Source organism: Calothrix sp. 336/3 (assembly GCF_000734895.2).
GTDB lineage: Bacteria > Cyanobacteriota > Cyanobacteriia > Cyanobacteriales > Nostocaceae > 336-3.
This window is the reverse complement of the sequence record NZ_CP011382.1, coordinates 1518742-1544399: the sequence shown is the minus strand read 5'-3', so window position 1 is coordinate 1544399 and position 25658 is coordinate 1518742. Positions and strand designations below refer to the sequence as shown.

General features: G+C 42.1%; 25 protein-coding genes and 1 pseudogene. 12 read left to right on the top strand and 14 right to left on the bottom strand.

Features of this window, described 5'->3' with window-relative positions; all coding sequences use genetic code 11:
• Positions 1 to 89: 89 nt before the first annotated feature.
• Together IJ00_RS27560 and IJ00_RS28785 are read left to right on the top strand one after the other, a co-directional pair.
• Positions 90 to 1325, top strand: a pseudogene (locus tag IJ00_RS27560) (ATP-binding protein); the annotation flags it as partial.
• Between the two features lie 179 nt (positions 1326 to 1504).
• On the top strand, positions 1505 to 1675 hold the full coding sequence (locus IJ00_RS28785) for a hypothetical protein (protein ID WP_168163430.1): 171 nt from the start codon (positions 1505 to 1507) through the stop codon (positions 1673 to 1675).
• Between the two features lie 226 nt (positions 1676 to 1901).
• Here IJ00_RS28785 and IJ00_RS06105 read toward each other — a convergent pair whose 3' ends face one another.
• From IJ00_RS06105 to fmt, 3 genes are all read right to left on the bottom strand, one after another.
• Entirely contained in the window at positions 1902 to 2090 is a 189-nt protein-coding gene (locus tag IJ00_RS06105; protein ID WP_035151024.1) for a hypothetical protein, read from the bottom strand.
• Between the two features lie 59 nt (positions 2091 to 2149).
• Positions 2150 to 2488 carry a type I-E CRISPR-associated endoribonuclease Cas2 gene (locus IJ00_RS06100; RefSeq protein ID WP_144415991.1) on the bottom strand — a complete coding sequence of 113 codons (339 nt, stop codon included), beginning with the start codon at positions 2486 to 2488 and terminating at the stop codon, positions 2150 to 2152.
• A gap of 207 nt (positions 2489 to 2695) precedes the next feature.
• Positions 2696 to 3694: a methionyl-tRNA formyltransferase gene (gene fmt / locus IJ00_RS06095; RefSeq protein ID WP_035151019.1), complete on the bottom strand. Its 999-nt coding sequence runs from the start codon at positions 3692 to 3694 to the stop codon at positions 2696 to 2698.
• 21 nt (positions 3695 to 3715) lie between these two features.
• Here fmt and IJ00_RS29870 point away from each other — a divergent pair, with 21 nt between their 5' ends.
• The 3 genes from IJ00_RS29870 (at position 3716) to IJ00_RS06085 (ending at position 6395) form a co-directional block, all read left to right on the top strand.
• The gene (locus IJ00_RS29870; RefSeq protein ID WP_256388846.1) at positions 3716 to 3841 is read left to right on the top strand and encodes a hypothetical protein; all 126 of its coding nucleotides are present in this window, start codon (positions 3716 to 3718) and stop codon (positions 3839 to 3841) included.
• A gap of 47 nt (positions 3842 to 3888) precedes the next feature.
• On the top strand, positions 3889 to 4209 hold the full coding sequence (locus IJ00_RS06090; RefSeq protein ID WP_035151017.1) for a hypothetical protein: 321 nt from the start codon (positions 3889 to 3891) through the stop codon (positions 4207 to 4209).
• 155 nt (positions 4210 to 4364) lie between these two features.
• Positions 4365 to 6395 (top strand): FAD-dependent oxidoreductase, encoded by a 2031-nt coding sequence (locus IJ00_RS06085; RefSeq protein WP_035151014.1) that lies wholly within the window; start codon positions 4365 to 4367, stop codon positions 6393 to 6395.
• A gap of 314 nt (positions 6396 to 6709) precedes the next feature.
• Here the strand turns inward: IJ00_RS06085 and IJ00_RS28165 are convergent, their stop codons facing one another.
• From IJ00_RS28165 to IJ00_RS06075, 3 genes are read right to left on the bottom strand one after another with little or no spacing between them, the layout of a single operon-like run.
• Positions 6710 to 6964, bottom strand: a complete 255-nt coding sequence (locus tag IJ00_RS28165) for a hypothetical protein (protein WP_144415990.1) — start codon at positions 6962 to 6964, stop codon at positions 6710 to 6712.
• Positions 6965 to 7024: 60 nt separating this feature from the next.
• Positions 7025 to 9643, bottom strand: a complete 2619-nt coding sequence (locus tag IJ00_RS06080; RefSeq protein WP_052754400.1) for an AAA-like domain-containing protein — start codon at positions 9641 to 9643, stop codon at positions 7025 to 7027.
• Complete coding sequence (locus tag IJ00_RS06075; protein WP_035151011.1) at positions 9644 to 11296, bottom strand: AAA-like domain-containing protein; 1653 nt, start codon at positions 11294 to 11296, stop codon at positions 9644 to 9646.
• 490 nt (positions 11297 to 11786) lie between these two features.
• On the opposite strand from IJ00_RS06075, the gene yidD reads away from it, so the two are divergent.
• The 3 genes from yidD (at position 11787) to IJ00_RS06060 (ending at position 14066) form a co-directional block, all read left to right on the top strand.
• Positions 11787 to 12302 carry a membrane protein insertion efficiency factor YidD gene (gene yidD / locus IJ00_RS06070; protein ID WP_035151008.1) on the top strand — a complete coding sequence of 172 codons (516 nt, stop codon included), beginning with the start codon at positions 11787 to 11789 and terminating at the stop codon, positions 12300 to 12302.
• 99 nt (positions 12303 to 12401) lie between these two features.
• Positions 12402 to 13418 (top strand): sulfate/molybdate ABC transporter ATP-binding protein, encoded by a 1017-nt coding sequence (locus IJ00_RS06065; protein ID WP_035151005.1) that lies wholly within the window; start codon positions 12402 to 12404, stop codon positions 13416 to 13418.
• Positions 13419 to 13559: 141 nt separating this feature from the next.
• Positions 13560 to 14066: an RICIN domain-containing protein gene (locus IJ00_RS06060; RefSeq protein WP_035151002.1), complete on the top strand. Its 507-nt coding sequence runs from the start codon at positions 13560 to 13562 to the stop codon at positions 14064 to 14066.
• Positions 14067 to 14440: 374 nt separating this feature from the next.
• On the opposite strand, the gene IJ00_RS06055 is transcribed toward IJ00_RS06060, so the two are convergent.
• The 7 genes from IJ00_RS06055 to IJ00_RS06025 form a co-directional block, all read right to left on the bottom strand.
• Positions 14441 to 14704: a type II toxin-antitoxin system RelE/ParE family toxin gene (locus IJ00_RS06055; RefSeq protein WP_035151000.1), complete on the bottom strand. Its 264-nt coding sequence runs from the start codon at positions 14702 to 14704 to the stop codon at positions 14441 to 14443.
• Positions 14697 to 14975, bottom strand: a complete 279-nt coding sequence (locus tag IJ00_RS06050) for a DUF2281 domain-containing protein (RefSeq protein WP_035150997.1) — start codon at positions 14973 to 14975, stop codon at positions 14697 to 14699. Before IJ00_RS06050 ends, IJ00_RS06055 begins: the two co-directional genes overlap by 8 nt.
• A gap of 304 nt (positions 14976 to 15279) precedes the next feature.
• The gene (locus IJ00_RS06045; RefSeq protein WP_046814730.1) at positions 15280 to 16029 is read right to left on the bottom strand and encodes a hypothetical protein; all 750 of its coding nucleotides are present in this window, start codon (positions 16027 to 16029) and stop codon (positions 15280 to 15282) included.
• A gap of 1 nt (position 16030) precedes the next feature.
• Positions 16031 to 17275 (bottom strand): hypothetical protein, encoded by a 1245-nt coding sequence (locus IJ00_RS06040; protein WP_035150995.1) that lies wholly within the window; start codon positions 17273 to 17275, stop codon positions 16031 to 16033.
• 136 nt (positions 17276 to 17411) lie between these two features.
• On the bottom strand, positions 17412 to 18848 hold the full coding sequence (locus IJ00_RS06035) for an ATP-binding protein (protein WP_035150991.1): 1437 nt from the start codon (positions 18846 to 18848) through the stop codon (positions 17412 to 17414).
• A 17-nt stretch (positions 18849 to 18865) separates the two neighbouring features.
• Positions 18866 to 19414 carry a heme NO-binding domain-containing protein gene (locus IJ00_RS06030; RefSeq protein WP_035150990.1) on the bottom strand — a complete coding sequence of 183 codons (549 nt, stop codon included), beginning with the start codon at positions 19412 to 19414 and terminating at the stop codon, positions 18866 to 18868.
• A 94-nt stretch (positions 19415 to 19508) separates the two neighbouring features.
• Positions 19509 to 20744 (bottom strand): murein transglycosylase A, encoded by a 1236-nt coding sequence (locus tag IJ00_RS06025; protein ID WP_035150988.1) that lies wholly within the window; start codon positions 20742 to 20744, stop codon positions 19509 to 19511.
• 228 nt (positions 20745 to 20972) lie between these two features.
• Between IJ00_RS06025 and IJ00_RS28780 the strand changes: the two genes are divergently transcribed.
• A complete protein-coding gene (locus tag IJ00_RS28780; protein ID WP_168163429.1) occupies positions 20973 to 21143 on the top strand; it encodes a hypothetical protein in 171 nt (56 codons plus the stop codon).
• A gap of 161 nt (positions 21144 to 21304) precedes the next feature.
• The gene (locus tag IJ00_RS06020) at positions 21305 to 22309 is read left to right on the top strand and encodes a glycosyltransferase family 2 protein (RefSeq protein WP_035150985.1); all 1005 of its coding nucleotides are present in this window, start codon (positions 21305 to 21307) and stop codon (positions 22307 to 22309) included.
• A 4-nt stretch (positions 22310 to 22313) separates the two neighbouring features.
• Here the strand turns inward: IJ00_RS06020 and IJ00_RS06015 are convergent, their stop codons facing one another.
• Positions 22314 to 22967, bottom strand: a complete 654-nt coding sequence (locus IJ00_RS06015; protein ID WP_035150984.1) for a ferritin-like domain-containing protein — start codon at positions 22965 to 22967, stop codon at positions 22314 to 22316.
• A gap of 340 nt (positions 22968 to 23307) precedes the next feature.
• On the opposite strand from IJ00_RS06015, the gene IJ00_RS06010 reads away from it, so the two are divergent.
• Positions 23308 to 24819, top strand: a complete 1512-nt coding sequence (locus IJ00_RS06010; RefSeq protein WP_035150982.1) for an AAA family ATPase — start codon at positions 23308 to 23310, stop codon at positions 24817 to 24819.
• Positions 24820 to 24834: 15 nt separating this feature from the next.
• On the top strand, positions 24835 to 25425 hold the full coding sequence (locus IJ00_RS06005; RefSeq protein WP_046814968.1) for an SH3 domain-containing protein: 591 nt from the start codon (positions 24835 to 24837) through the stop codon (positions 25423 to 25425).
• The last annotated feature ends 233 nt before the right edge of the window (positions 25426 to 25658 follow it).

Sequence of the window (25658 nt, the reverse complement as noted above, 5' to 3'; positions counted from 1 at the left end):
CATCAATTTTGGTTGCCATTATATTTAGTTAGTACTAGAGGCTATCAATGCGAATTTTTCAAACCCACGAAGTGAATGATTATCATTTAATTAGTCTAGCTTTGGGAAATCAAGATTCTACTGGCAATCATGACGGTTTGCCCCATGGTGAAGCCAAATTTCGAGCTATTTTTGAATATGCTTCCATGGGAATTGGTTTAGTGGATATGAAAGCCAAAATTGCTGATATTAATCCTGCTTTGTGTAAGATGCTAGGATACAATCGGGAAGAGTTACGTGGTAGGCGCTTTAGCGATTTTATTGTCAAACAACCAGGAGATATCGGACTATATAAGCAATTAGTCACAGGGGTATGCGATCGCCTGGAAATGGAAAGACGGTTTTACCATCAGGATGGACATTGTCTATGGACAAATTTGAAAATTTCACTGATTCAACAAACTAATGGCAAGCCAAAATATTTTCTTGCCATGGTAGAAGATATTACTGCACGGAAGGAAACAGAATTGCAACTGCATCAGAGCAAAGAAGCAGCAGAAGCTGGTAGCCGAACTAAAAGCGAATTTTTAGCAACAATGAGCCATGAATTGCGTACACCCCTAAATGCGATCATGGGACTGTCACAACTATTACAACAGGAAATTGTCGGTAACCTGAATGACAAACAGAAGGAATATATGGCGTTGCATAAATGCGGGATGAACTAGAGGCTGAAAGTATTATTATTTCGTCCAAAAATCAGCAAAATCATCCCCTGAATCAGCAACGCCGAATATATAAACTGCATCTACACGAGCGGTGAACATTTACTAGCCTTAATTAACGATATTTTAGATTTGTCGAAGGTGGAAGCTGGTAAAGAGGAACTCTTTTTATCACCGATTCCAGTGTATGAACTGTGTAATTATGTGATTTCGACTGTAGGCGATCGCGCTCAACAAAAGGGATTAGAATTGCAAGTTGACATTCACCACCAAGTGGATGTTTGCATTGGGGATGAGCGTCGAGTCAAACAAATGCTGTTAAATTTACTGAGTAATGCAGTTAAATTTACAACAAAAGGGAAAGTGTCTTTGATGGTGAAAAAGGTATCCCAGGGGATATCTTTCATTGTTTCAGATACAGGTATTGGTATTGACTCTAATCATTTCTCAGATTTATTTGAACCCTTTAAACAATTAGACAGTCGTCTCAATCGTCAGTATGAAGGTACAGGTTTAGGTTTAGCTCTCACGCGCAAATTAGCTCGATTACATGGAGGAGATGTCACCGTGGAATCAACTCCAGGGGAAGGTAGTATTTTTACCTTATTTTTACCTGACTAATACTTGAATAGGGAGTAATGAGTAATGGGTAATGGGTAATGAGTAATGAGGAATGGGTAATGAGTAGTAAGATTAATTCCTAGTCAAAGTTTTCTTGGTTGACTAATATTTCCCTAAGGATAAACACAAAAAATTAGATATTGTTACAATTAACATATAACCTATATGATTAGATAAACATGATTAAACCGAAAAACCATCTATATCGTGGACACGCCATAGAAAGAGTTGGACATGGGAAGCGAGCAGTATTTAAAACAACTATTAACGAAAAAGAATGGTCTGCGGTGACTGAATCTGAGGTAAAAACTGCAATTGATGTCTGGATTGATGAAGGAATAGAACCGTAGCGATAATAATAGTAATTTGATTATTTGAGAGACAGCAAAAACTACATCATGGGTATGCTGTGGTGGAGAAAAACAATACACCATGATGAACTTTAAGGCAAGTTTTCAGTATTTATTGATAAACGCGGATATCCTCACGCTTCTTATCCAGAATCCCACTTGACTGAGCAGATTCCTTTCCTATGTGGTTGAATACAACAAGATGAATGCATCACCTTGTAGGAATTCATTCCCGGATGCTGAGAATCTTCTGATCGAAATAGTGCTTCAGCATGCGATCGCTTTTGATGATTTGCCGGATTTCTACTAGCTGCTCACTACTAATTTCATTTTCTCCAGGAGGAAATGCTATTCCGAGAATCAATATATTGGGAGGAAGATATTTTCCTGTTTGCTTATAAATTAGTGTTGACATAGAATTACCACTTTTTCTGAATCTGCTGTATTTGTTTACGACAATAAACCCGTGACAAACTAAGCGATGGTTGTTCGCTCTACATTCGTCATTGCTTTATTAATTCGCAATTTTTGACCCATATATTTAGAGCCTAAAAGTGCCTTGATTGCTTTAGATTCTTCTGCTTCTGTACCCATATCTACAAAAGCAATTCCTCGACTTTCTCCCGTTTCCCTATCGGTAGGGATGCGAATTTTTGTCACTTTGCCGTACTTGGAAAACATCTTTTTCAAGATATCTTCCCGAATCTCTTCAGAAAGATTCCCTATATAAATTGACATAGGAATCTCCAGAATCCAATAGTGTATGTAGAGATTTAGATTCGGAGAGGCGTTTGTTTTAGAAAAAACATTCACATAAACGAAAAAATTCTCTCTATCACTCCATTATACATGATAAACTCACTCGATTGTATAGACTGATAAACAAAAACTTTGTCAGAGTTGTGAGTCTTTCACTCAGACAAGGTGGCAAGATTCAAACAATCATGATGCTTGTAGAAGCAGGGGAATTAACCCCCCCCATTTTGTTAAAATGCAGACATTTTGGTGATTAATCCTCATCTAAGTTCCCAGAACTTCACCTAGGGTGAGACGAGAACCGTTGACAAAATCCCATCCTGACTGGGGACGTTTCCCTGCGAGTTGTACTTCTCGCAGCAGTAAGAAACCTGTTCCCGTTTGGGCGATCGCCCCAATTCCTTTGACAAGACTGACTATTTCACCGGGTTGTGCCGAAATATTGCCTAAATCTGGGATTTTTGGGAGAATTTCTTGATACTCTGCTGGTAATTCTCCAGGAATATCAGTTCCTAGGGGTAAAGTCTGGGTAATTTTCAGAGTTTCTGTACGAAAGGTGGTAGAACAGTTAGGGAAAAAACCGCGAATTTGATTGTGTAAAGCTATAGCACTACGTGACCAATCTAATAGATAATCGGCTTTTTTGATTAATGGTGCATAGGTTGCGAATTGATTATCTTGGGGTATGGGTTGAATCTCCTGCTGGGCTAATTTTTCTAAGGTTTCTATTAATAAATCTGCCCCTAGAATAGAAAGTTTAACCCCTAAATCCTGGGCATTATCTAGGAGTAAAATGGGTGTGGTAGCTTTGAGTAACATCGCCCCCGTATCCATACCTGCATCCATGAGCATGGTGGTAATCCCCGTTTCTGCTTCACCGTTATAGATGCACCACTGAATCGGTGCAGCTCCTCGGTACTGGGGCAAAATCGAACCGTGAACATTAATGCAACCTAATTTCGGCATCTCCAAAATTTCTGGGGAGAGAATTTGCCCATAGGCAACCACCACAAACACATCAGCAGCCAATTCGCGCAATTGGGTGAGAGTTTCCGAGTCTTTTTTTATTCGCTCTGGTTGGAATATGGGTAAATTGTGATTCATCCCCATGGTTTTGACAGGAGAAGGGATGAGTTGATTACCCCTACCACGACGTTTATCTGGTTGAGTCACCACCGCTAACACTTCCATGTCTGGGTGATTGAGGAGTTTTTCCAGGGTGGGAACGGCAAAGTTGGGAGTACCAAAAAATACAATTTTCATTAGTATTAATAACTATAAGGTATGGGAAAGGGCGAAGGTGAAATAGGAATTGTGGGATTTTTCCCTGGAGATGGGTATGCTCTGGGAATTGAACATAGTTGCACAGAATTTGTAAAACTGGCGGAATTTACAGAAGTGAGGGTGTAGATAATTATGCTTCTGTAAGGAGCTGCTATGCAAATAGGAGATAGATTATGAAAAAGCCAATTTTAATTGTGGCGATCGCCCTACCTGCGATGTTACTCGGTGCATCTCCTAGCTTTGCCAAACCCCAACTCGTCAATGATAATTCTATAGTTCAACCAACAAAAATCAATCCCCATCTGGATATTCCAACTCTGGAAATAAGTAATGGTGGTGGCAAAAATGAATCCCCAGGTGCTAATGGAGTCAAACCCAAGGGACCCAAAGGACCCCCTCCCCCCCGTAGAGACTTCAATCCTGGGTTGATTAATATCCATAACGGGCAAAATCCGGTGAATGTTCACCAACATCAAGTAGGTTCTGGTTTTTAGAATACCAGGGTTTTCAGACAAAGTAGCGATCGCTGTCTTTTGAAGCTGTCTTTTGAAAATGGCGATCGTTTACTAGAAAATATGTGATTTTTACACAAAGTGGCAAAACACCTGATTTAATTTGACCTAGGAGTTGAACGGAATCATAGCAATATATGCAACATCTAGTGAAATTAAATTCAGGGACATCTATAGTTAGTTTGAGCTTACTGTGTAGTTTTTTTGCACCCTACGCAGTCATTGCCACACCGCCGAGGAACCCAGATAAAAGTGTTAATTGCGATATTCTCGTGGTGGGTGGGGGACTTTCCGGAGCAGCAACTGCCTATGAGGGTTTACTTGCAGGGAAAACCGTTTGTTTGACGGAAATTACCGACTGGTTAGGAGGACAAATTTCTTCCCAGGGAACCTCTGCCTTAGATGAACGCAAAACCCAGCGTGATAAATTATTTTACTCCCGTGGCTACCTAGAAATCCGCCAACGCATCGAAAAAAAATACAAGGAACTTAACCCCGGAAAATGCTGGGTGAGTGAGTCATGTTTTTTACCTAAAGATGGACATGATATTTTAAGCTCCATCCTCAAAGATGCTGAGAAAAAGGGCAAGGGAAAGTTGCAGTGGTTTCCCAATACTGTAATTAAAGACTTGCAAATTAGTGGTGACGGAAAAATTATTCAGAGAGCGATCGCCATCCAACACCAACCCGCACCCGGTTCCCCACCCCTCAATACTTTTCCCCTCTCCCAAACCATTACCGATGCCTATACTTACCAAAATTCCCGCCGCTTCACCAAAACCATCATCCAATTTTCTGCCAAATCCACCAAACAGAAAAAATCCCCCACTTGGTACGTAGTCGATGCCAGTGAAACCGGGGAAATTGTCGGTTTAGCGGATGTTCCCTACCGTCTGGGTATTGATGCTCGTTCCTACCTAGAACCCTCCTCATCCAGCCGAACCAATGACCCCTACTGTCCCCAGGGGTTCACCTATACCTTTGCCATGGAAGCGACGGAGAAACCCCAACCGCAAACCATGCCACCTTTTTATCTCCAGTACTCCCCCTACTACAGCTACGAACTAAAAAGACTGGCAGATTTTGATTTAGTCTTTACCTACCGTCGCATCTGGAGCGCTGCCCCCGGAGAACCAAAAACCTTTGGCGGTGTCAGATTTACTACCCCCATGCCCGGTGATATCTCCATGCAAAACTGGACTTGGGGTAACGATTACCGTCCTGGCACATCCAAAGATAATTTAATCTATTCCCGTGAACAGCTACAAAGCACAGGACAATTAAAACCCGGTAGCTGGATGGGTGGATTGCGCCCAGATGCTCTGCGTAAAGGTGAAGAAATATCCCTCGGTTATTACTATTGGCTAGTCGCAGGGACTACTGATTCCCAACTCGGTAAGGGAGTTAAGCAACCAGAACCAAATCACCGTTTTCTCTCCGGTTATAATTCTCCCATGGGAACCGCCCACGGACTATCCAAGTACCCCTATATGCGGGAAGGCAGACGCATTATTGGACGACCGAATTATGCCCATCCCCAAGGTTTTACTATCTGGGAAGTAGATATTTCTCGCCGCGACTATAACGATGAATTCTACAAGAAAAATCTCTCCCCTAGTGAATATCGTGCCCTCAGAGCTACTCTCGCAGGGTTAGAAGCTGTCTCTGTCCTCACCGGCAAGAAACGCCCAGAGGATGTAGCTAAACGCAGCCGTTCCACTATTTTCCCTGATTCCGTCGGTATTGGTTATTACGCCATCGACTTCCATCCCTGTATGACAAAAAGTCCTCCAGAAGCACCAGGAAATACAGAACGGGAGGGAGAAAGACGGGGTGCTGGTAAGTCCTACCCTTTCCCTATCGCTTTACGGGCAATGATTCCTCAGAAAATCGATAACTTAATTGTTGGTGGTAAAAGTATTGCCACAAGCCATATTGCTGCTGCTGCTTACCGTGTCCATTCCTTTGAATGGTCTGCTGGTGCTGCTGCGGGGGTGACAGCTGCCTTTGCTTTGAAAAAGGATATTGCTCCCTATGAATTAGTTGATGATTTACCCAAGGTAGAACCACAATTGATTGAGTTAAAAACATTGCTGGATAAAAGTGGTAATCCCACGGCTTTCCCTGATACCTCAATTTTTAATTCAGATTGGGATAAGTGGGAATAAGTAGGTCGGTGTGAAAATTTCAATGTATGTCATTGCGAATGAAACGTTCGCGTAGCGTGTCGCTTTTCGACTCAGTGAAATGAAGCAACCGCAACGGTTTTGTCAATTTTACATTCTGTTACACAGTTGGGTTTATTTTCATCGACTTACTTAGTTTCTACTAAATATTGAGTTTGGAGGGCGGGTTGTTCCCGTCCAATGTTTACGACAGATACCCCACCCGCCCTATCGGGCACCCTCTCCGAAATCGCTACGGTGTACACACAAGTGGTAGCTGTAAGGGTTTCAGGCGTTATAGACCCCTTAAATTGTCATTACGAGCGCAGCGATAGCGGAGCGAAGTAATCACATAATCCCGTGGTTTTTGCGATTGCTGAGTCGCAAAGCGACACGCTGCGCGAACGTCGTTCCTCCTCGCAATGACAGGCTTCCAGAGCGATCGCACAACCTAAATCTAAATGACGAAACCAAGTGCTAGGAGGAATTTTAAGACTTGTGTGTACACCGTAGCCCCGAAATCGGGGAGGGCTGGGGAGGGGTTCTTCTATTTTTCCCCTTGCTCCGGACACTGAGCGACTTGCCTTGAGCGGAGCCGAAAGGAGCCGAAATGCTGCGTGCTGAAGGCACAGTCACGGACACAAACCCTTTTTCTTGTCGGGATAAGTCACAAAATAATCTGCCAAGTACTTGCACCCCCGGCTGAGTAAATCATCTAAATCTAAATTCCACAATTTTACCGTCTTGTCCAAACTACCAGAAGCTAAGGTTTTGCCGTCGGGACTAAAGGCGACGCTGATGAGAGTACTTTGATGCCCAGTCAGGGAGGCAATTTCTTTTCCCGTGGTCAGATTCCACAATTTTACCGTCTTGTCCTCACTACCAGAAGCTAAGGTTTTGCCGTCGGGACTCAAGGCGACGCTGATGACAGAATTTTGATGCCCCTGTAACTGATTGCGTTCCCGGATATTTAATAATATTTCCTGCAAACTAAACACTGGGCTATAAGCTGGGTAATCAGCTAAAGATTGTTTCCCCTTGACTAAGCTTTGCAATTCCCGCCCAGTCTGCATTGCCAATTGCAAACTAGCTATTTCCTCTCCCGTTGAAAACTGCCGTACTATATAGACTCCATCCCTTTCCAGTCTCGTTCCAGTCAAGGCATTTTGGCGCTCTGTTTCTGCTTGTTGGCGGGCTGTCTTGGCTGTTTGCAGTTGCCGTTGTGCCTGTTGTTGCTGATTGACAGCATTTTTTCGGGCGATTTCTGCTTTTTCCCGCTCCTCCCGCGCTATTTTAACTTGCTGTTGTGCCTGCTTTTGTTGTTCCCTCGCCTGTTGTAATCCAGCTAATGCAGTTTGACGGGCTATTTTGGCTGCATTCACCTCTGTTCGCGCTTGTTGTAAATCCCGTTGTGCTTGTTGTCTATCTCCCTGGGCTTTTTGGGCTTTTTCCTCCGCAGTCTTTAAATTCAAAGTCGCTTGTTGCAATTGTTGGTTTCTCTTGGTTACTTCCTGGGTTGCCCGTTTGAGATTAGTATCGGCGGTTTGGGCTTTACTTACCGCTTGTTTCTCTGCGGCTAATGCTTTTTGTCTAGCTGTCTCTGCTTGGGTTTTTTGGCTAGTGACATCCGATAATGTTTGTTGGGCTTGATTTAATTTTGCAGTTGCTACACCTTCCTCTTGTATCGCCTTACTAGCAATCACAGAAGCAACACCAGCTCCCACAACAGACATAATTAATATGCCCGTCCCCAAACGCACCTGTCGCCGGGTTTGACGCTGTGCCGTTTCCAAGCTTTGATTTGCCTGTCTCACTTCACCTAAAGCCAATTCTGCTTGTTCCCGCGCTTCCGTCAAACGCTGATTTGCCTGTCTCTCCTCCTCTAAAGCTAACTCTGCTTTTGCCTGTGCCGCAGCTAAAATCTCTTTCGCTTGCCTTTCCGCATCCAAAGCGATGGTAACTTCTCGCTTATCTAACTCCTGACTTGCCATTAAAAAGCGATTATCCTCATCGCTCAAACCCTTATCACTCGCCCAAACCAAGGCATCCGCTAAGGCTTGTCCCCGCAACAACCGCGATTCATCTTGCCGTTCAGAAGCCATCCACGCATCAAAAGCATCACTATAAGGACGGAGTTTAGCTAACTCTTGCTCTACCCAAGCTAAGTTAAAAACTGACTCATAAATGCGGTTATATATTTTTAACTTCCCATCCCTTTTCACCACCAAACCTGTTAACCGCAGTTGGGTTTGTTCTGTACTGTCATTGGCAATTATTCCCTCTTGATTTGATGCCAAAATCTGCTGATACAAACCCAATAAACGCCCTGTTCCCTTCTCAAAACTCAGTAAAATTCTATCTCTAATAGTTTTGAGATGTACCTGTTCATCCTGTGCTTCCCAATTATCAATAATCCGCCTTCGCACCAATTCCCCCACAAAATCCGCAGGATTCTCCCCCTCTCCCCCCGCTTCTCTACTCAACAACCGACAAACCCTCTGAGTTAAAAACGGTTGTCCTCCCGTCCAATCCAGAACCCCTTGCATCAACTCCTGGGGATTACCTAACCTCCCTAAACCCTGCGCCAAAGGTGCCGTTTCCGACAATTGAAACCCAGTTAAATCAATCGCCCTACCAATATTAAACGGTGTGCGTCGCTTATCTTGAATTAAATCTGAAGGTGTGGATACCCCAATTAAAGCAAAAGTCAACCGATAGTAAGCGCTTTGGGATGCACGACGGTTATAACAGTCGCGGATGACAGCAAAAAAGTCATCTAAGTTAAAACTCAAGCTGAGAATACTATCAATTTCGTCGATAAAAATAATAATATTCTGCTGAACTCGCTCTAACAGCACAGTTTCAATAAACTTACTAAAATGCTGCACTGGCGATAGTAAATCATTTTCCCGCCACCAACTGCTTAAATCAAAATCACTGTCAAGGTTAAAGCACCCCACTAAATAATCAATAATCCCCGCATACCACTCCACCGGGGTCATATCTGCGCTGATAATACCAGTAATATCCACTGCCACACAGGCAAAACCCTCACCTTCCAGCCTGTGCATAACTTGCACCCGCAAGCTAGACTTACCCATTTGCCGAGAGTTGAGGACATAACAGAATTCACCATTTTTCAGGCTCTGGTAAAAAATTTCATCAGCTTCCCGTTGCACGTAGGTAGGAGCATCTAGGGGTAAATTGCCCCCAACCCAGTATTCATAGCCATTACCAGGGGTGGAACTCATCTAAGCCTCCAAGCGATCGCCAAAATACAGCCGATACAAATTACACAACGGTTCCACCGCATTCCCTTGAAACCTAACTAAACCCATACTCCGTAATTTGAAAGCTTCACTACTACCAATCACCACCGGTGTTTTTGAGGCTATCACCTTCAGCATTGCCGCTTGTAGTTCCGGGTGTTCCTGCAAATTCAACAAATGACGGCGTAAATGTTCATTGTAAGGACCAGCCTCAGTTGGAGCAATGATTTTTAACTGATCTAAGGTTATGCGATCGCGGGCTATTTCGTATAGTGCAACCCGTAACAAATAGGGATGTCCTCCCAATAAATGTATCAACTCTTGCAAGAGTGACTTATCCCCAGACAAACCATGACGTTTAATTAAATCCTCCAACTGTGTGGTATTTAATTCTGGTAATTCTATCGGTAAACCAACATTAAAAGGTGACTGGTTAATATTTAAAGGAATATAAACTTCTTGAGAATGAACAATCACTAACCTGAGTTTTTGCCAAACAGCATTATTTTTGCTGCGCTCATGCCAAGCCCGTAACATTCCAAAAAAATCAGCTGCGATGGTAGGATGTTTAAATATTTCATCAACTTCATCTAAACCCAAAATGATGGGAGTTTTAGATTCTGCTAACAAATACTTTTGCAAGTAATTAGTACATTTACTTTTACTGGCAGTAATATCATCCCAGAATTGGTTGACTTTATCTGGCAAATTCAACTCTTCGCTAATACTCCGACAAAACCATTGTAAAAATTTATCCAGACTATCAAGCAATTCTGTATCTATCAACTGAAAGTCAAGATACACTATCTGATAATCCTGTCTAATTCCATAATCTAAAATCCGATTCAGTAAAGAAGTTTTACCCAATTGTCTCGGTGCTTTAATCCGAATCAGGGAGCCATGTCTGATAATAGCCTGATTGCAATCAACCTCAATTGGTGGACGTTCAATATAAAAAGGAGAATCTAAAGGAACTTGTCCTTGGGGGTATTCAAGTAAATTAATATTGATTGGTGAGCTTGGCTGGGGATGATTTGGCTCTGGATGACTATCTAAGCCATTGCTATGATTTTGTGTCTGATTTTTGAATTTTAAAACAGGTTTGTGTGACTCCGGAATACTTGCTAAATCAATGGCAACACAGCCAAAATCAAAAGCCTCTTCATAACTTCTACCCGCACCTAAAGCATCATAAAAACCAGTTGCAAATTTTATGGCAGCGTTATCGCCGATTGCTTGATTCATGCCAATGACACAACCTATGTGTTCGTAAATGGCTTTTGCTTGCTCCTCGGAATAACAAGCGTTTAATAGTATACACTCTATTTTATTTTTAAATAATTTGAACAGCCTTGCCAAGGACTCCGTACTTACCATCTGCAAGTTTCCGGTATTATCTTCTAAAGCTAACCCGTTCTCGTCACCTCCATGACCAGAAAAATGGACAATCTCTGGCTCATGATCGAGCAATGCACGACGCAAATCATCTGGACATATAGCCCATTTAGTAATAATTTCAAATTCCTCTCGTTTCTTGGCACGCTCCAAACCTAATTGGATTTGCCTAACTTCTTCATCTAAGCGCAGCTTGTTTGTATTTTTGGGGTTGGCGGATAAAATCAGAATTTTCTTCACAATAGTTAAAAAATATAATAAAAAAAATACAGAGAATTTTCAATACAGAATTCCCAGAAAATTTGAATACGCCCAAATGCCCGTATCATTGCCTAGGATACTAGTTACAGAATGAATTTATCAAAAAAAATTATTTTAATTTTAACGTGAGTCCCAACGGGGATTATAAATCCCCGTCTCATATCCAAAGTCCATTAAAAATGGACTCGAAATACAAATTGAATCCTTTGCTATCAGTCCTCTTGTAGAGGACTTCAGCTATTAGCCGGCGATTTTTAATCGCTGGCTAGAACCGTCGAACTCACATTAATTTTATACAAAAAACGAAAAGCATACCGAATTATGCCCTGTCAAATAATAAAACACAGTGGTATGGACAATGACTAGATGAGGATTTGATAAAAATTACTGGTTAATCGTGGAGGAATATGGGGAATTCTATGGGTGAAGCAAGTTGTTATCCATGAACTGATTACTACCAAACCCATATATGCAAGCATATTCCTTTGATTCCCTGAGTCGAAATTTCACCGTGACTGCAATTAGCGGATATCAAAAATTTATTTCTCCCCACAAGGGTTTTAGTTGTGCCCACAGGGTACTGTATGGGGGTGAGTCCTGCTCTCAGTATATCAAAAGGGCGATCGCCAATTATGGGATATCCATCGGCTTAGAAAAAGCGCGATCGCGGTTTGATGCTTGCAAACAAGCTAATTTGATTCTGCACTCCCAAAGGGAAGAACTAGAAGAAGAACCAGAGGATGACGAAAATGTCCCAACAGATGGTCAAAAAATGACTTCTAAACCACGCAAAACCCATTTTGCTGATAATTGCCCAAATTGCAATCAACCTACCCCGTGTGTAGATGCTAGCTGTGAATGTCTCAATACCTCAGCAGATATTACAGATTGTGTACATTCCGACTGTATTCTGCCTGATTGTAATGGCTTCGATTGCGGCATCTTAGATTGTGGAACTTTAGATTGCGGCAGCTGTAGTTTTTAATTTTTACATCTTCTCAGTATTTATAGTCAACTTCTATGGTATATGTAATATACATTAACTACATCAAAAAACCGTAGATTAAGCGCAGAGGTTCTGGTAGTGGGCATCGTAGTAGAAAACGTATCCAAGCGATTTGGCGATTTTCAAGCTGTTGATAACGTCAATCTAGAAATTAAAAGCGGTTCCCTGGTAGCGCTGCTGGGACCTTCTGGCTCTGGGAAGTCTACCTTATTACGGTTGATATCGGGTTTAGAAATGCCTGATACCGGGAGGATGTTATTAACAGGTAAGGATGCCACTCACCAATCGGTGCAGGAAAGAAATATTGGTTTTGTGTTTCAGCACTATGCTTTATTTAAGCACTTGACCGTGCGCCAGAATATTGCCTTTGGTCTGGAAATTCGCAAAAATACCAAGGCAAAAATTCGCGAACGAGTATCAGATTTATTAGAGTTAGTCCAATTGCAAGGGTTAGGCGATCGCTATCCTTCCCAACTTTCCGGAGGACAAAGACAAAGAGTTGCCCTCGCAAGAGCGCTAGCTGTGAAACCCAATGTTTTACTATTAGACGAACCCTTTGGAGCATTAGATGCCAAAGTCCGTAAAGATTTGAGAGCATGGTTACGAAGACTACATGATGAAGTCCATGTAACTACGGTGTTCGTCACCCATGACCAAGAAGAAGCCATGGAAGTATCCGACGAAATTGTGGTGATGAATAAGGGGCGGGTAGAACAAGTGGGAACACCAGCCGAAATTTACGACCATCCAGCTTCTGCCTTTGTTATGAGCTTTATTGGTCCCGTGAATGTCCTACCAAGTACCTCCCGCATCTTTCAAAGCAACGGTTTTGATTCTGCCCATCCAGAAATGTTCCTGCGTCCTCAGGATGTGATAATTGAGACATCACCCAATGGCAGCACTGTCCCTGCACGGGTGAGTCGGTTAATACATTTAGGTTGGGAAATTCAAGCGGAATTAACCTTAGATGATGGACAGGTTGTTAGCGCACACCTCAGTCGGGAACGATTTGATGAATTGCACCTGGAACCGCAACAAAAAGTATATGTAAAACCCAAGGATGCTCGTTCATTCCCCTTGTATTATTCGATATAAGGTGTTAGCTAAAAAGAATGGTAAAATAGCACAACTTAAAATCATGAGGGTATCGAGGCTACAAGAAAGTTCTCGATATTTTTGTTTATTAAGATAAATTTTCATCTGTTAAAAAATGTGAATATCCAGGTACAAAATCTTATGAAATATCAGCAAAAAATCGTTCTCTTACCTGTAATTTTAGTGAGTTTGCTAACTACACAAGTCAATGCTCAGGTACAACAAAATCGTTTACGAACCATGTTTACAGGTGCGAATAAGTGTCTAGACATTATCAATGATGGTGAAAATAATAAATTGACGATGGCTGAATGTGGTAATTTCTCTGGACAAATCTGGAGTATCGAACGAACTGAAAATCGTGGTTATTATCGTTTACGAACTATGTTTACAGGTGCAGATAAGTGTTTAGACATTATCAATGATGGAGAAAACAATAAATTGACGATGGCTAAATGTGGCAACTTTTCCGGACAAAACTGGAGTATTCAAAAGACAGATAATCGTGGTTATTCGCGTTTACGAACCATGTTTACAGGTGCGAATAAGTGTTTAGACATTATCAATGATGGAGAAAACAATAAATTGACAATGGCTAAATGTGGCAACTTTTCCGGACAACTTTGGCAGATAACAGAAATACCCTAAACTTACCCATTTCCCCAAATACAGCACTTTTGAAATAAGTGAGATACATCATGAGTAATAAGTAATAAGTAATAAGTAATGAGTAATGAGTAATGAGTAATAAGTAATGAGTAATGAGTAATGAGTAATGAGTAATGAGTAATGAGTAATGAGTAATGAGTAATGAGTAATGAGTAATGAGTAATGAGTAAATTGTTTTGTAGTTCCCAAAGATGACTATTTAATCTTTCAATAGGGGATAATATAGCTCACCTTGATTCACAATAGAACCAGTGCGATCGCCAGCTTGTTTACTGACACCGATGCAGTTATTCAGGATTCAGGATGTTGTTATGCATCGTTTCTACTTTGCAGCCAGACCTGTCAACTCGTCTCTATGGTTCATATGCTTCACTACGATGGGCGATCGCTATAACAAATACCTGAACTAGTTCATCGTCTATGGAATAGATCACCCTGTAGTCCCCAATCCGATAGCGATAGTAGCCTGTATAATCTCCTTTGAGGGTTTTGATATTAGGATGTGACCGGGGAGTTTGCTCTAGCAACTGCAAACATCGGGCAATTTTCTTGGCTAGGGCTTTGTCAGCATTAACATAAACTTTTTGGGCATCGGGATGGAGAAGAACTTCATACATCGGAGCGAAGGCTTCTCCAACTGGTGTATTGGGCTTTAGGGGTGGCTTGATTTTGCTTAACTCGCTTCAGTAATCCAGGGATTTCCAGTAGTTCTTGGGTTGCAGTTTCACTTTCAGCATTTGCCAAGTAAGCTGCAAAATCAGCAAGCACTTGTAATCGCTCCGGAGAGAGTTGCTGGAGCAAATCATTAAGCTTTTGCTGTAGCTCTATTACAGATACTAAATCTGCTGACGACCTATCCTCTGCTGGGTAATTATCTGTAGGATTCATTGCTGACCCCCTAATCTCAAGTTTTACTGTTTATTTTAAGGCAACCCATTGAAGAAGAATATTTTAATTACCTGAAATCCTGTGTGTTCATGATCGTCCAGTTCAGAGATGAAGCTAGCCTGTCAATTTTGGCACTGATATAATCGGTACTTCTATTACTCTTGATGGTGCGATCGCCTGATCTCGAACAGGTTGATAACTATTTAATCTTTCAATAGGGGATAATATAGCTCACCTTGATTCACAATAGAACCAGCGCGATCGCCAGCTTGTTTACTGACACCGATACAGTTCAGGATTCGGGTTAGGGTGGCATCATATCACTCTCGCTGATGGTGTACGTAATTCGAGGGTAGGTGAAGTCTGTTTCATTGTTTTCTCGATGCCGCAGATGGTAGAATTCAAGCCTTTGTTCTTCATTTGCCAAGGTCAGCCTTGTATTATCCGAGAAGTATGCACATTCGTCACGAAACCGAATAAAAGTCTTTGACGTTCGGAAGGTGATACCCAGCCATTGATTCTCAGGCATTTGGGCAGATTTATCTAGCACAATCTTATGCTTGAGCCGCCGATTAGTGTCCAGATTGAACAGTAAGATACTATTTTGAGTTAAGGGAATCTCCCCATTCTCCCCAGACTCCTTTGATTCCACAAGCAGTTTCCTGGGTGGGTTGGCGCTTTCAGGATATTTGTAGCAGGAGAAAATCGCAATCGAAGATTCATCTGCCAGATCCAGAGCTTGATCGGAATGACTGCCCATTTTGGTGTAAGCGTTGGTGTAATTTTCGATGAGAGCGTTGTTAAAACCAACCGCAAGCGATGCAACTGTTTGAATCTGCCGTGCTAACCGATCGTGTACCGACTGAAAGGGTTGTGCAGGGATGTTGTATCTGGTAGTAGTACGGACGAGGGGAATGCCATATATCTCATCCAGCTTTATCAGTACCGCCCCCTGGCGACCTTTACCCACGTCTTCAAACCGCACCGATGCCAACAGTTCCTCAAATAGATTGTCCGCGATCGCTAAGGTATAGGAGCGAATCTCGTCCGTCATCTTATATTCGGGGGGCAAGGTAATCTCCCGTATTCATACTAAAGAGAAACTTATCGCCGTAATCGATAAAAGCTGAGGTATTGTTCTCCTCTGCATACAGCTTTCGCAGTTCATCAATACCTTCCACAGTCGGTGGTAACAATTTTACTAACTTTCCGTCCCGCTTCAGGTAAGTGCCATCTTTCTGGTAAACAGCCTCGGTACTGGAACAGCGCACCACATAACCCATACGGGTTGGGAGTAATTCGGCATCCAGTATCGATGAGCGAATATCGTGGGTGTAGAACCGATTCGTGGACAGAGGCATGAAGAATACAGAGTTAGGGTACAAAGTCAAGGTGAACTGACGGGGGAGAGTACATTCAGGATCTGCGGCGATCGCGTCTTTGAGACGAAAATGCAGCTTAGTCAGTCCACTAATACCCTTATAGCCATAATCGAAACCGTCTTTAGTCAGGGGACGTAGCTGATCGAGCTGATCATAAAAGGTGCAGAAGGCAATGATGCCATTTACAGGCATATCTTTAGTCTTATCTGCATGTGCCGAGATTTTGGCTTTAGACTGCTTTTTTGTCGCAGTGGCGAGGGTGTTGTGGTAAATCTGCGCTAGGACGTGATTTAGTGGTGCCTGGTTCTGAAATATAAAGGCTGCCTCCTGGTTGAGAGCATCAACAATATACCTGTCGATCGCGCGAAAATTCTCGGTTGCTCCTGATAGATTTGTAGAGCATCTGAGCAGGCGAAAATGTAGGTCTTCTCCTTCCTGGGTGACGGGTGTGAGATAGATGCCAGTGCGATGAGCCTTTCCAGGTTTGGTAGACTCTGTAAGGGTTTGGAAAGTGTGTTCTGCACAAATCTGGTGGAAGAGATCGCATCCCAGATCGAAAAAGCGTCGATAGTACACACCAACACCATGGACAAGGATAGGAAACCGTCCCAGATTTACAAGCTTCCAATTCTTGCCATCATCCTCATCGTTGTAACCATAGGAAAGTTCCCTAATCGCGAATACTCGTTCGGGTAGCGTCCCCGTTGGGGAATTAGCTGTATGAAAATTGTGAAAGTTTATTTGGGATAAGTCGCCACACAGGTAAACGGTATTTTGGGAAAAGCTGGATAGATTGGCAGAAATGTCATCGATCGCGATCGCGGTTCCGCAAAAGTCTGCAATGGAGCTTTTATCTAATGAAGATGGCGTGAGCAGGATGTTTTTTGTCTTGAGGATGGGAGCTTCTGTTTTTTCCATCGTGGGCGTTCAACTATAAACATCGTATGTGAAATCTCAGGGAAGTTAACTTCCAATACAGTTCGGTTAAAGGGGAAAGACGTAAAAATGTGAGTTACGACCGAAAATATTATTCCATTTTCTGTTTATCCGAACCCTATTGAGTTAGCTCCAACTGCTTTGTGAGACTGTAATCGCGCTTCATTACTCCCAACACTTGTGGCAATTGGATGAAGAATGTGGTACCTTGGTTGACGGCTGATTCGCACCACAGACGACCACCATGTTTTTCGACAACAATTTGATAGCTAATCGATAATCCTAATCCAGTACCTTGCCCGATGGGTTTCGTCGTGAAAAAAGGATCGAAGAGCCGCGATCGCTCAGTTTCAGGAATTCCAATACCTGTATCAGCAATTTCAATCAAAATGGTTTCTGGCGTATCTACGCTGGTTTTAATCTGAATTTGCGGCGGCGAGGATTGTAATTCATCCCAGGAATTTAGCGCATCAATCGCATTACTCAAGATATTCATAAACACCTGATTGAGTTGCCCTGCATAGCATTCCACATTAGGTAACTCCCCATACTGGTGGATAACTTGAATTTCGGGGCGATCGCTGGTTGCGTTGAGACGGTGTTTCAACAGTAGCAGTGTACTGTCCAATCCGTCATGGATATTCACCGATTTGTGTTCTGCTTCATCGAGACGAGAAAAGACGCGCAAGGATGCGACAATGTTACGAATACGATCGGTTCCTAAATACATTGATTGCATCATCTGCGGCAGGTCATCGATCAAAAAATCAAACTCAATCTGTTCGCAGAATGCTTCAATATCGGGATCGCTTGCTGGATACTTCTGCCGATAGAGTGCGACGAGTTGCAATAAGTCTTCGATGTATTCTCGAGCAAATTTCAAGTTGCCATGAATAAAGCTGACGGGATTATTAATTTCATGGGCAACTCCCGCCACCATCTGTCCGAGGCTAGACATTTTTTCTGTTTGTACCAATTGGGATTGTGCCTGCTGTAAATTTTTTAGGGCATCTTCCAAGCGATTGGCTTGAGATTTCGCAATTTTTGCCAAGTTATCTTTAACAACTAATGCTTGTTGTAGCTGAGTTTGCTGAAAGATGAGTTCCTCAGTCAGTTTTTTCACCTCTTGGAGCGATGTATCGGTGGTTTTGCGTAGAAATAAATAATCGATCGTGGGATCGTGAATGGCAAAATCTTTGAGCTTAATCCCAATCGTCGTTAAACTAGAAACATCATCCACCCACAGCGAACCCAAAAAGAATAGGAGTTCGTCTGAATCTGCGAGAATGATTTGACCTTTGAGCTGAATATCGTGATGTAACGATCTTAAAATAAATAGAGATTTCGTGTGTTTTTTTAGTGTATCCCAGGTTAAATCGATGGGAGGACGCTCAGCACTAAACCGATCGGTTAATAAACTACCAACCAAAGACTGTGAATAAAGACGTTGAATCGCAGTCCCAGTTTGAATAATTTGTAAGTCATGATTGATGACCAAATGGAAGGGAAAGGCAGTCGCCAACATTTGAGGCGATAACGTATAGTCAAGAGTCATAGTTTATTTGCTAGGGATTAATGGGGCTTGTGCTGGATCGAAAATTCATCGTGATCGTCACCCTTCTCCCGATGTTTGGTTTGCTCAATCGTTACATCAGTATCCAATCGCGCTCCTAAACCTTTTACCAATCCCATCACCATTGGTGCTAATCCTTCTCGCTCAGAGTGATATTCCAAGGTTAGGGTTTGCTCATCAATCATGTCACTCCTAAAGGAAGGTGGCTTCAGCTTCGGAAAAATCACACCCAGTCGAGTATGTAAATTATCCAAATTTTCTAAAACTTCGGGCAAATCATCGCCACTCATATCGAGTAATTCTCCATAACCAGCTTCAGTGGTATATTGAATCCAAAATTCGCCAAATGCTTGCATAATCTCAGCCGATGTCAGTCCTAAGATTTCACTGCTGGCTTTGACTAAACGATGAGTTAAATCATCAGGATAGACTTCCATGCTCAGAAGTAAAGACTCAACCGCCGCTGCTTTGCAAATCTGCTGCCACTTGTCTTCCCCAAATCGCAACTTCACCATATCGGCGATCGCTTTATTCACTAATCCGTACATGACCTTCTCTTACAAAATACTTAATTTCAGCTTAATTATTCCCCTTGCATAATCAAAACGCTCAAAATTAGCTCAATTAAAAACAAGTCTCTCTTTAATCTTTCAATAGGGGATAATATAGCTCACCTTTATTCACAATAGAACCAGCGCGATCGCCAGCTTGTTTGCCGACACCGATATAGTAATCAACTCTCCCTGGAGTTTTGATTGCACCTCCTGTATCTTGGTCGAGAACGTAACGACTGACAAGACGCTGTTCAATTTTCCCTTGATTGATGAAAGGAAAGGGCGCGCGAATAATAGCTAAAGCACCGGGAGGCATGAGGAATTTATCTGTGGCAATTGACCTTTCTGGCGTGACTGGAACGTTAAGACTACCAATTGCTGGGGCATTTTTTGTATCTTTAAAGAAGATAAATCTGGGGTTACGAGGTAAGTAAATATTTTGGCTGGCAGGATTTTTTTCTAAATAGTTAATTACCTTTTCTAAAGTAATTCCTTCTTGCTCTAATTTCCCATCTTTAATTAATTCCTTCCCTAAACTCACATAATCATGCTCCGTATTTCCGGCATAGTTAATTGTGGTTTTAGTTCCATCCGCAAATTGTAAGACAGCAGAACCTTGCACTTGGGCAAGAAAAGCATCTAAGCGGGATTTTAACCAAAATAATTCCAAACCTTTGAGTTTCCCTTTATCAGCTTGTAAAGCGTCTGCCCCTTCTAATTCTAAACGGGTGGGATGGGGTTTACTCCAGGTGGAAAAATCCTCAGGTAAACGGTAGATAGGATAACGATATTCGGCGGTTTGTTTGCGACTTGCCTGGTAAATTGGTTTGTAATAACCTGTGAAGACAATAGTTCCTTGGTTATCGCTACCTAGAGATTTGTAAAACACAAATTCTTTGTTTACATTAGCTTGTAATTCTTGGGGATTCTGGGAAGTAATAACTAATTCTCGAAATCTTTTTAGGCTTTTTTCTACTCTTTCTTTGGTAATTTCGGGAATAATATAGTTTTGATACGCTGTTTTTGCTTCTGAAGTTTTGAGATAATTTAAACTATGATCAATGGCTTGGATTAAATTTTGTTTATCTCCAGGGTTCCCCCAGATTTGATTATCGAGAAAATAATTTTTATCTTGCGGTAATGATGTTTGTAAAGATAGAGGTTTAGCTGAAGGAGTTGCTGGATTTACAGAGGTTTCTGTGGCTGTTGGTGTTTGATTGTTGGGACTAATTTGTTGTGGTTGATTACAAGCTAATAAGGGTAAACAGTAAAGAGAAATTGTCAGAATTAATCTTGCTAATTTATTTTTCTGCTGAGATTGCATAGTTTGATGATTTTTGGGAAATTAACATTTTATCCCTCTGAATCCCTGTTAAATCAGTTTAAGTATGTAGATTTATTACACATATTTTGATTCTTACGTAATTAAATTCCGCCTTTCTGTATGTCACCTATACCAATTGATGGAGCGATCGCCGTTCATCAATATTACTAGTGTAATTTTACACATACTTGTCAAAAATTTTGGAATTCATCCAGGAGAGCATCTACTATGAGATATCAAATCACCATACAAACTCTGGAAAAATTATATTCGACAAACAGTCTGGGATTGCCAGCTTCACCTCAGACTCGCAAACAGAGTAATTTAGTTGCGGTTTGGGAAATTGAGGAAAGCGAAACAGGACATCGCCAACTCAGATGTCGATGGGTTAAAGTCTAGTAGCCCTAGGCGAAATTCAAAATTCAAAAGGCATATCCTTTGGATGAATTTTGAACAAAAATGATACAAAGTCAACACACTAGCTGGAAGTCTATCGCTGAGAAAGAGCTTTAAAATGTGAACAGAGTAAAATTTCCCAGTTTTGCCAGCTAGTCAAAAATATGAGTGCAAATACCCTACCAAGTGTGACTATTATCGTAGTTCCACGAGAACGTTTCAGCCATACCCGTGAATCCCTCGAAAGTATCTATCAATATACTGACTACCCATTCCAGTTGATATATATAGATGGTGGTTCCCCTAGGGAAATTCGAGATTATTTAGCTACCCAAGCAGAAATCCAAAAATTTACACTCCAACGCACAGATTACTATCTTTCCCCCAACCAAGCCCGAAATCTTGGCTTAAATCAAGTCAGCAGTGACTATGTGGTTTTTCTCGATAACGATGTCATTGTCACCCCTGGGTGGTTGACAAATCTAGTGAATTGTGCAGAAGAGACAAAAGCCGCGATCGCCAGTCCCCTAATTTGCCAAGGAACACCGCTACACACAGAAATTCATTGTGCTGGTGGCAAGTCAGGAGTCAGGGAAGAAAATCAAGGTGGGCGACGGCGTATCATTGAGAAAATACACCATCAAGGACGTAAGGTTGTGGATATTCTCCCCCAACTGCAACGTCAAACCACCGGGTTAGCAGAGTTTCACTGTATGTTGGTACGCAGAGAAATTTTTGACAAAATCGGTTCTCTGGATGAAAAGTTACTCAATACCAAAGAACACATAGATTTATGTATGCAGGTTGCTCAAGTCGGGGGGGAGATATATTTAGAACCCACATCCCTAGTCACCTATGTTCCAGGAAAACTACAAACTTGGGCAGATATACATTACTATATGTTGCGTTGGAGCGATGGGTGGGAATTGGCAAGTTTACAGCACCTACAAAATAAGTGGCAACTCACAGAAGATGAGTATTTTCAAAATAAATACAAGCGCTTGGGATGGCGACGCAATGCAACTATTATTTATCCCTTGCTTCGCAAATTGCCCCTAGGGAAATTTTCCGTGCGTGTTGTTGGGAAAATTCTGCGCACCATTGATAAAATACTCAATTATTTCATTGGCTTAAACTATATTTTTCACATCAAAAGACAAAGAATGTGAGATTCTAGACTTTTAATATCCAAGCAGAGCGATTTTCTGGACTAACAAAAGCTGCTGGCACGATTTCAATATTTACTCCTAAGGTGCGGAATGTGGCGCGAATTGCGGCTGCATGGGCGGATTCTGTAGTACCGATACTAGCACCAACGGTCATAAACTTGGGAGTTTTCAGCTTGGCAACTTCTAAAGTGTAGGCGATCGCGGCATCTATTTCTAAGGCGAGGGCTAATTTAGCAATATTCACATCACTATCCACATTTCCTTCACCCTGTTTGATATAGGAAGAAACATCATATTCCGATTCCGCTTTGACTGGTTTTCCTCCCAAGCTACTGACAGCAGCAGTTAAAACATCCCGATGTTTTTTATGATCATCTTGGTTGCGAAGTGCTAAAGCTAAAACAGCTTTGCCGACATCGGTATTCGTCAGCTTACCGGCAGCAAAACCATAAGCCCAAATTGCCTGATGTTCATAATATAGGGCATTATTCAATACCTTGATATCATTAGCTTTCCAAGAAGACTGTGCTTGTGCTTTTTCACCCAAAATAGGCAAACCGAAGGCAGTTGTTAAACCCGCGATCGCACCTGTGACAATTACTTGGCGACGGGATGCTTTTTTGCTACCAGTCTTTTCATTAGTAAATTCAAAATTCATGGCTCGTAATTCCCTTAAAAAATGTCATCATGTCAATCAACGCTGATTTCTAACCGGGCAAAATAGAGAACAGTTGCAATTAACTGTCCCTAACTCCAGTCATAAAACTAGAGAGATGGATGATTTGGCGGTGAAATCTTGGAATTTATTGGGGCTATGCTGGCAATTACCCGTTCATTTCCCCCATCTGGAGTTATATACGTGGGGTTGCGGGGTTTGGATGTGTAGATGGATGCAAATTTACCAAAAAAATCACCAAAAGATTCACGAAAAAAATTGGCAGTGGCTTTTCTGCCTTTAATGGGACAATGATTTAAAAAAGTTAGTATGCTCAATTATCATGACTTTTCGTGATGAATTTAAGTTACTCTTGCGTGCGCGCTACCCTTTAATTTATATTCCCACCTATGAAGAAGAGCGGGTAGAAGCGGCAATTCGGGAAGATGCAGCAGCCCAGGGCAATCGTCCGGTGTATACTTGGGATTTTGTAGATGGGTATCAGGGTAATCCCAACGATGCGGGTTTTGGGCGGAGAAATCCATTACAGGGATTGGAGTTTGTCGAGAAATTACCCGCAACTGCTCCAGCTGTGTTTATTTTGCGTGATTATCATCGTTTTTTAGATGATGTGGCGATCGCCCGTAAATTACGGAATTTAGCAAAGTTATTTAAGTCACAACCAAAAAATATTATTATTCTGTCGCCGAGAATTGTTATTCCCGATGATTTGACGGAAGTATTGACAGTATTAGAGTTTCCCTTACCTAGTGGCAGCGAAATTAAAACAGAAATTGCCAAATTACTCCAAGCTACGAGAAATAACCTAGAACCCAAGGTATTAGATGATTTAGTGCGTTCCTGTCAGGGTTTGAGTATGGAGCGGATTCGGCGGGTATTAGCCAGGGCGATCGCCAGTCATGGAGAGTTGCAACCGGAAGATGTGGATTTAGTTTTAGAGGAAAAACGCCAAACCATTCGCCAAACTCAAATACTTGATTTCATTCCCGCAACGGAACAAATTTCCGATATTGGTGGTTTGGATAACCTCAAGGATTGGTTACTGCGACGGGGGGGAGCATTCAGCGAAAAAGCCCGACAATATGGTTTACCCCATCCCCGTGGATTACTTTTAGCTGGTATTCAGGGAACCGGAAAATCTCTGACAGCAAAGGCGATCGCCCACCATTGGCATTTACCCCTCCTGCGTTTAGATGTGGGCAGATTATTCGGCGGTTTGGTGGGTGAGTCGGAATCTCGCACGCGACAAATGATACAAGTAGCTGAAGCCCTTGCTCCCTGTATATTATGGATAGATGAGATAGATAAAGGTTTTTCCGGATTAGGTAGTAAGGGGGATGCTGGTACTGCTAACCGAGTTTTTGGCACATTTATTACCTGGCTTGCAGAAAAAACTTCCCCGGTATTTGTGGTTGCCACAGCCAATGATATTCAAGTATTACCACCAGAAATGCTGCGTAAGGGGCGATTTGATGAAATATTCTTCGTCGGTTTACCCACCCAGGAAGAAAGAAAAGCCATTTTTAACGTCCATTTATCCCGTCTGCGTGCCCACAATCTTCAAAATTACGATATCGATAGATTAGCCTACGAAACCCCGGATTTTTCCGGAGCAGAAATCGAGCAAACCCTAGTAGAAGCAATGCACATCGCTTTTAGTCAAAGTCGGGACTTTACCACCGATGATATCTTAGAAGCGGCAAGTCAAATTATTCCCCTTGCCCGTACCGCTACCGAGCAAATCCAAAAACTGCAAGAATGGGCAGCCGCAGGGAGAGCAAGGTTAGCTTCCAAGCATAGCCCCTTGAATGAACGTATTCAAAGGCAAATGTAATAATAACCAATGGTGATGGGAAGAGAAATATTTTTGACTATCACCCATTACCCACTACCCATTGACTTTACGATGCTGAATATTCTCAAATACATTCTCGGAATTATCTTGGCGATCGCCATCATGGCAGGTAGTAGTGTTGCTGTCGCTCTTTTCTTGATGAATCGTACCTCTATTCCCCCTGCCAAACCAGTATTTTCCAATGACACTCCTGCCTTGAGGGGTGTTTCTGCTACTAGTAAGAATACAACCAAAAAATCCCCGGAAACAAAACCACCTGCAACGACACAAACCCCAACTCCCACCCCAGAAGCAACTGAAACACCCGCAGAAGAACTACCAGCAGGAGCATACCGCGCTCGTGTCACCTGGCAAAAGGGTTTAGTTTTACGACAAGAACCTCTGCAAGAAGCAGAAAAACTTGGTGGTATTGCTTATAAGCAAAAAGTTGTGGTTTTACAAGAAAGTGATGATAAAGCTTGGCAAAAAATTCGCATCACTGGTAGTAACCAAGAAGGGTGGGTAAAAGCAGGAAATCTCAAGCAAGTTAGTGATGATGATACGGAGAATGATGATACTAGTGAAGAGAATACAGAACAACAATAAAGTTTAGTAAGGAGTAATACCAATTCGCAATTCGCAATTCGCAATTCGCAATGCTCCCTGCGGGAGAGCTAACGCTAACGCTAACGCAATAAGCGCTTCGCGCACACTACGTTAACGCAATTAAAAAATCTAGATTTAGCAATTGTTCCGTAGATTCCATCTGTAGCCTAATTTTAGAGAATTGGTATAAGGAGTAATAAGTAAGAAACTTACGTCTTGAAGCAAGAAAAACG

What these genes read in the sequence shown, in the direction of transcription:
- IJ00_RS28785 (WP_168163430.1), top strand. Translation starts at nt 1,505, where the DNA reads ATGATTAAACCGAAAAACCATCTATATCGTGGACACGCCATAGAAAGA.
- IJ00_RS06105 (WP_035151024.1), bottom strand. Translation starts at nt 2,090, where the DNA reads ATGTCAACACTAATTTATAAGCAAACAGGAAAATATCTTCCTCCCAAT.
- fmt (WP_035151019.1), bottom strand. Translation starts at nt 3,694, where the DNA reads ATGAAAATTGTATTTTTTGGTACTCCCAACTTTGCCGTTCCCACCCTG.
- IJ00_RS29870 (WP_256388846.1), top strand. Translation starts at nt 3,716, where the DNA reads ATGGGAAAGGGCGAAGGTGAAATAGGAATTGTGGGATTTTTCCCTGGA.
- IJ00_RS06090 (WP_035151017.1), top strand. Translation starts at nt 3,889, where the DNA reads ATGAAAAAGCCAATTTTAATTGTGGCGATCGCCCTACCTGCGATGTTA.
- IJ00_RS06085 (WP_035151014.1), top strand. Translation starts at nt 4,365, where the DNA reads ATGCAACATCTAGTGAAATTAAATTCAGGGACATCTATAGTTAGTTTG.
- IJ00_RS06080 (WP_052754400.1), bottom strand. Translation starts at nt 9,643, where the DNA reads ATGAGTTCCACCCCTGGTAATGGCTATGAATACTGGGTTGGGGGCAAT.
- yidD (WP_035151008.1), top strand. Translation starts at nt 11,787, where the DNA reads ATGCAAGCATATTCCTTTGATTCCCTGAGTCGAAATTTCACCGTGACT.
- IJ00_RS06060 (WP_035151002.1), top strand. Translation starts at nt 13,560, where the DNA reads ATGAAATATCAGCAAAAAATCGTTCTCTTACCTGTAATTTTAGTGAGT.
- IJ00_RS06055 (WP_035151000.1), bottom strand. Translation starts at nt 14,704, where the DNA reads ATGTATGAAGTTCTTCTCCATCCCGATGCCCAAAAAGTTTATGTTAAT.
- IJ00_RS06050 (WP_035150997.1), bottom strand. Translation starts at nt 14,975, where the DNA reads ATGAATCCTACAGATAATTACCCAGCAGAGGATAGGTCGTCAGCAGAT.
- IJ00_RS06045 (WP_046814730.1), bottom strand. Translation starts at nt 16,029, where the DNA reads ATGACGGACGAGATTCGCTCCTATACCTTAGCGATCGCGGACAATCTA.
- IJ00_RS06040 (WP_035150995.1), bottom strand. Translation starts at nt 17,275, where the DNA reads ATGGAAAAAACAGAAGCTCCCATCCTCAAGACAAAAAACATCCTGCTC.
- IJ00_RS06035 (WP_035150991.1), bottom strand. Translation starts at nt 18,848, where the DNA reads ATGACTCTTGACTATACGTTATCGCCTCAAATGTTGGCGACTGCCTTT.
- IJ00_RS06030 (WP_035150990.1), bottom strand. Translation starts at nt 19,414, where the DNA reads ATGTACGGATTAGTGAATAAAGCGATCGCCGATATGGTGAAGTTGCGA.
- IJ00_RS06025 (WP_035150988.1), bottom strand. Translation starts at nt 20,744, where the DNA reads ATGCAATCTCAGCAGAAAAATAAATTAGCAAGATTAATTCTGACAATT.
- IJ00_RS28780 (WP_168163429.1), top strand. Translation starts at nt 20,973, where the DNA reads ATGAGATATCAAATCACCATACAAACTCTGGAAAAATTATATTCGACA.
- IJ00_RS06020 (WP_035150985.1), top strand. Translation starts at nt 21,305, where the DNA reads ATGAGTGCAAATACCCTACCAAGTGTGACTATTATCGTAGTTCCACGA.
- IJ00_RS06015 (WP_035150984.1), bottom strand. Translation starts at nt 22,967, where the DNA reads ATGAATTTTGAATTTACTAATGAAAAGACTGGTAGCAAAAAAGCATCC.
- IJ00_RS06010 (WP_035150982.1), top strand. Translation starts at nt 23,308, where the DNA reads ATGACTTTTCGTGATGAATTTAAGTTACTCTTGCGTGCGCGCTACCCT.
- IJ00_RS06005 (WP_046814968.1), top strand. Translation starts at nt 24,835, where the DNA reads ATGGGAAGAGAAATATTTTTGACTATCACCCATTACCCACTACCCATT.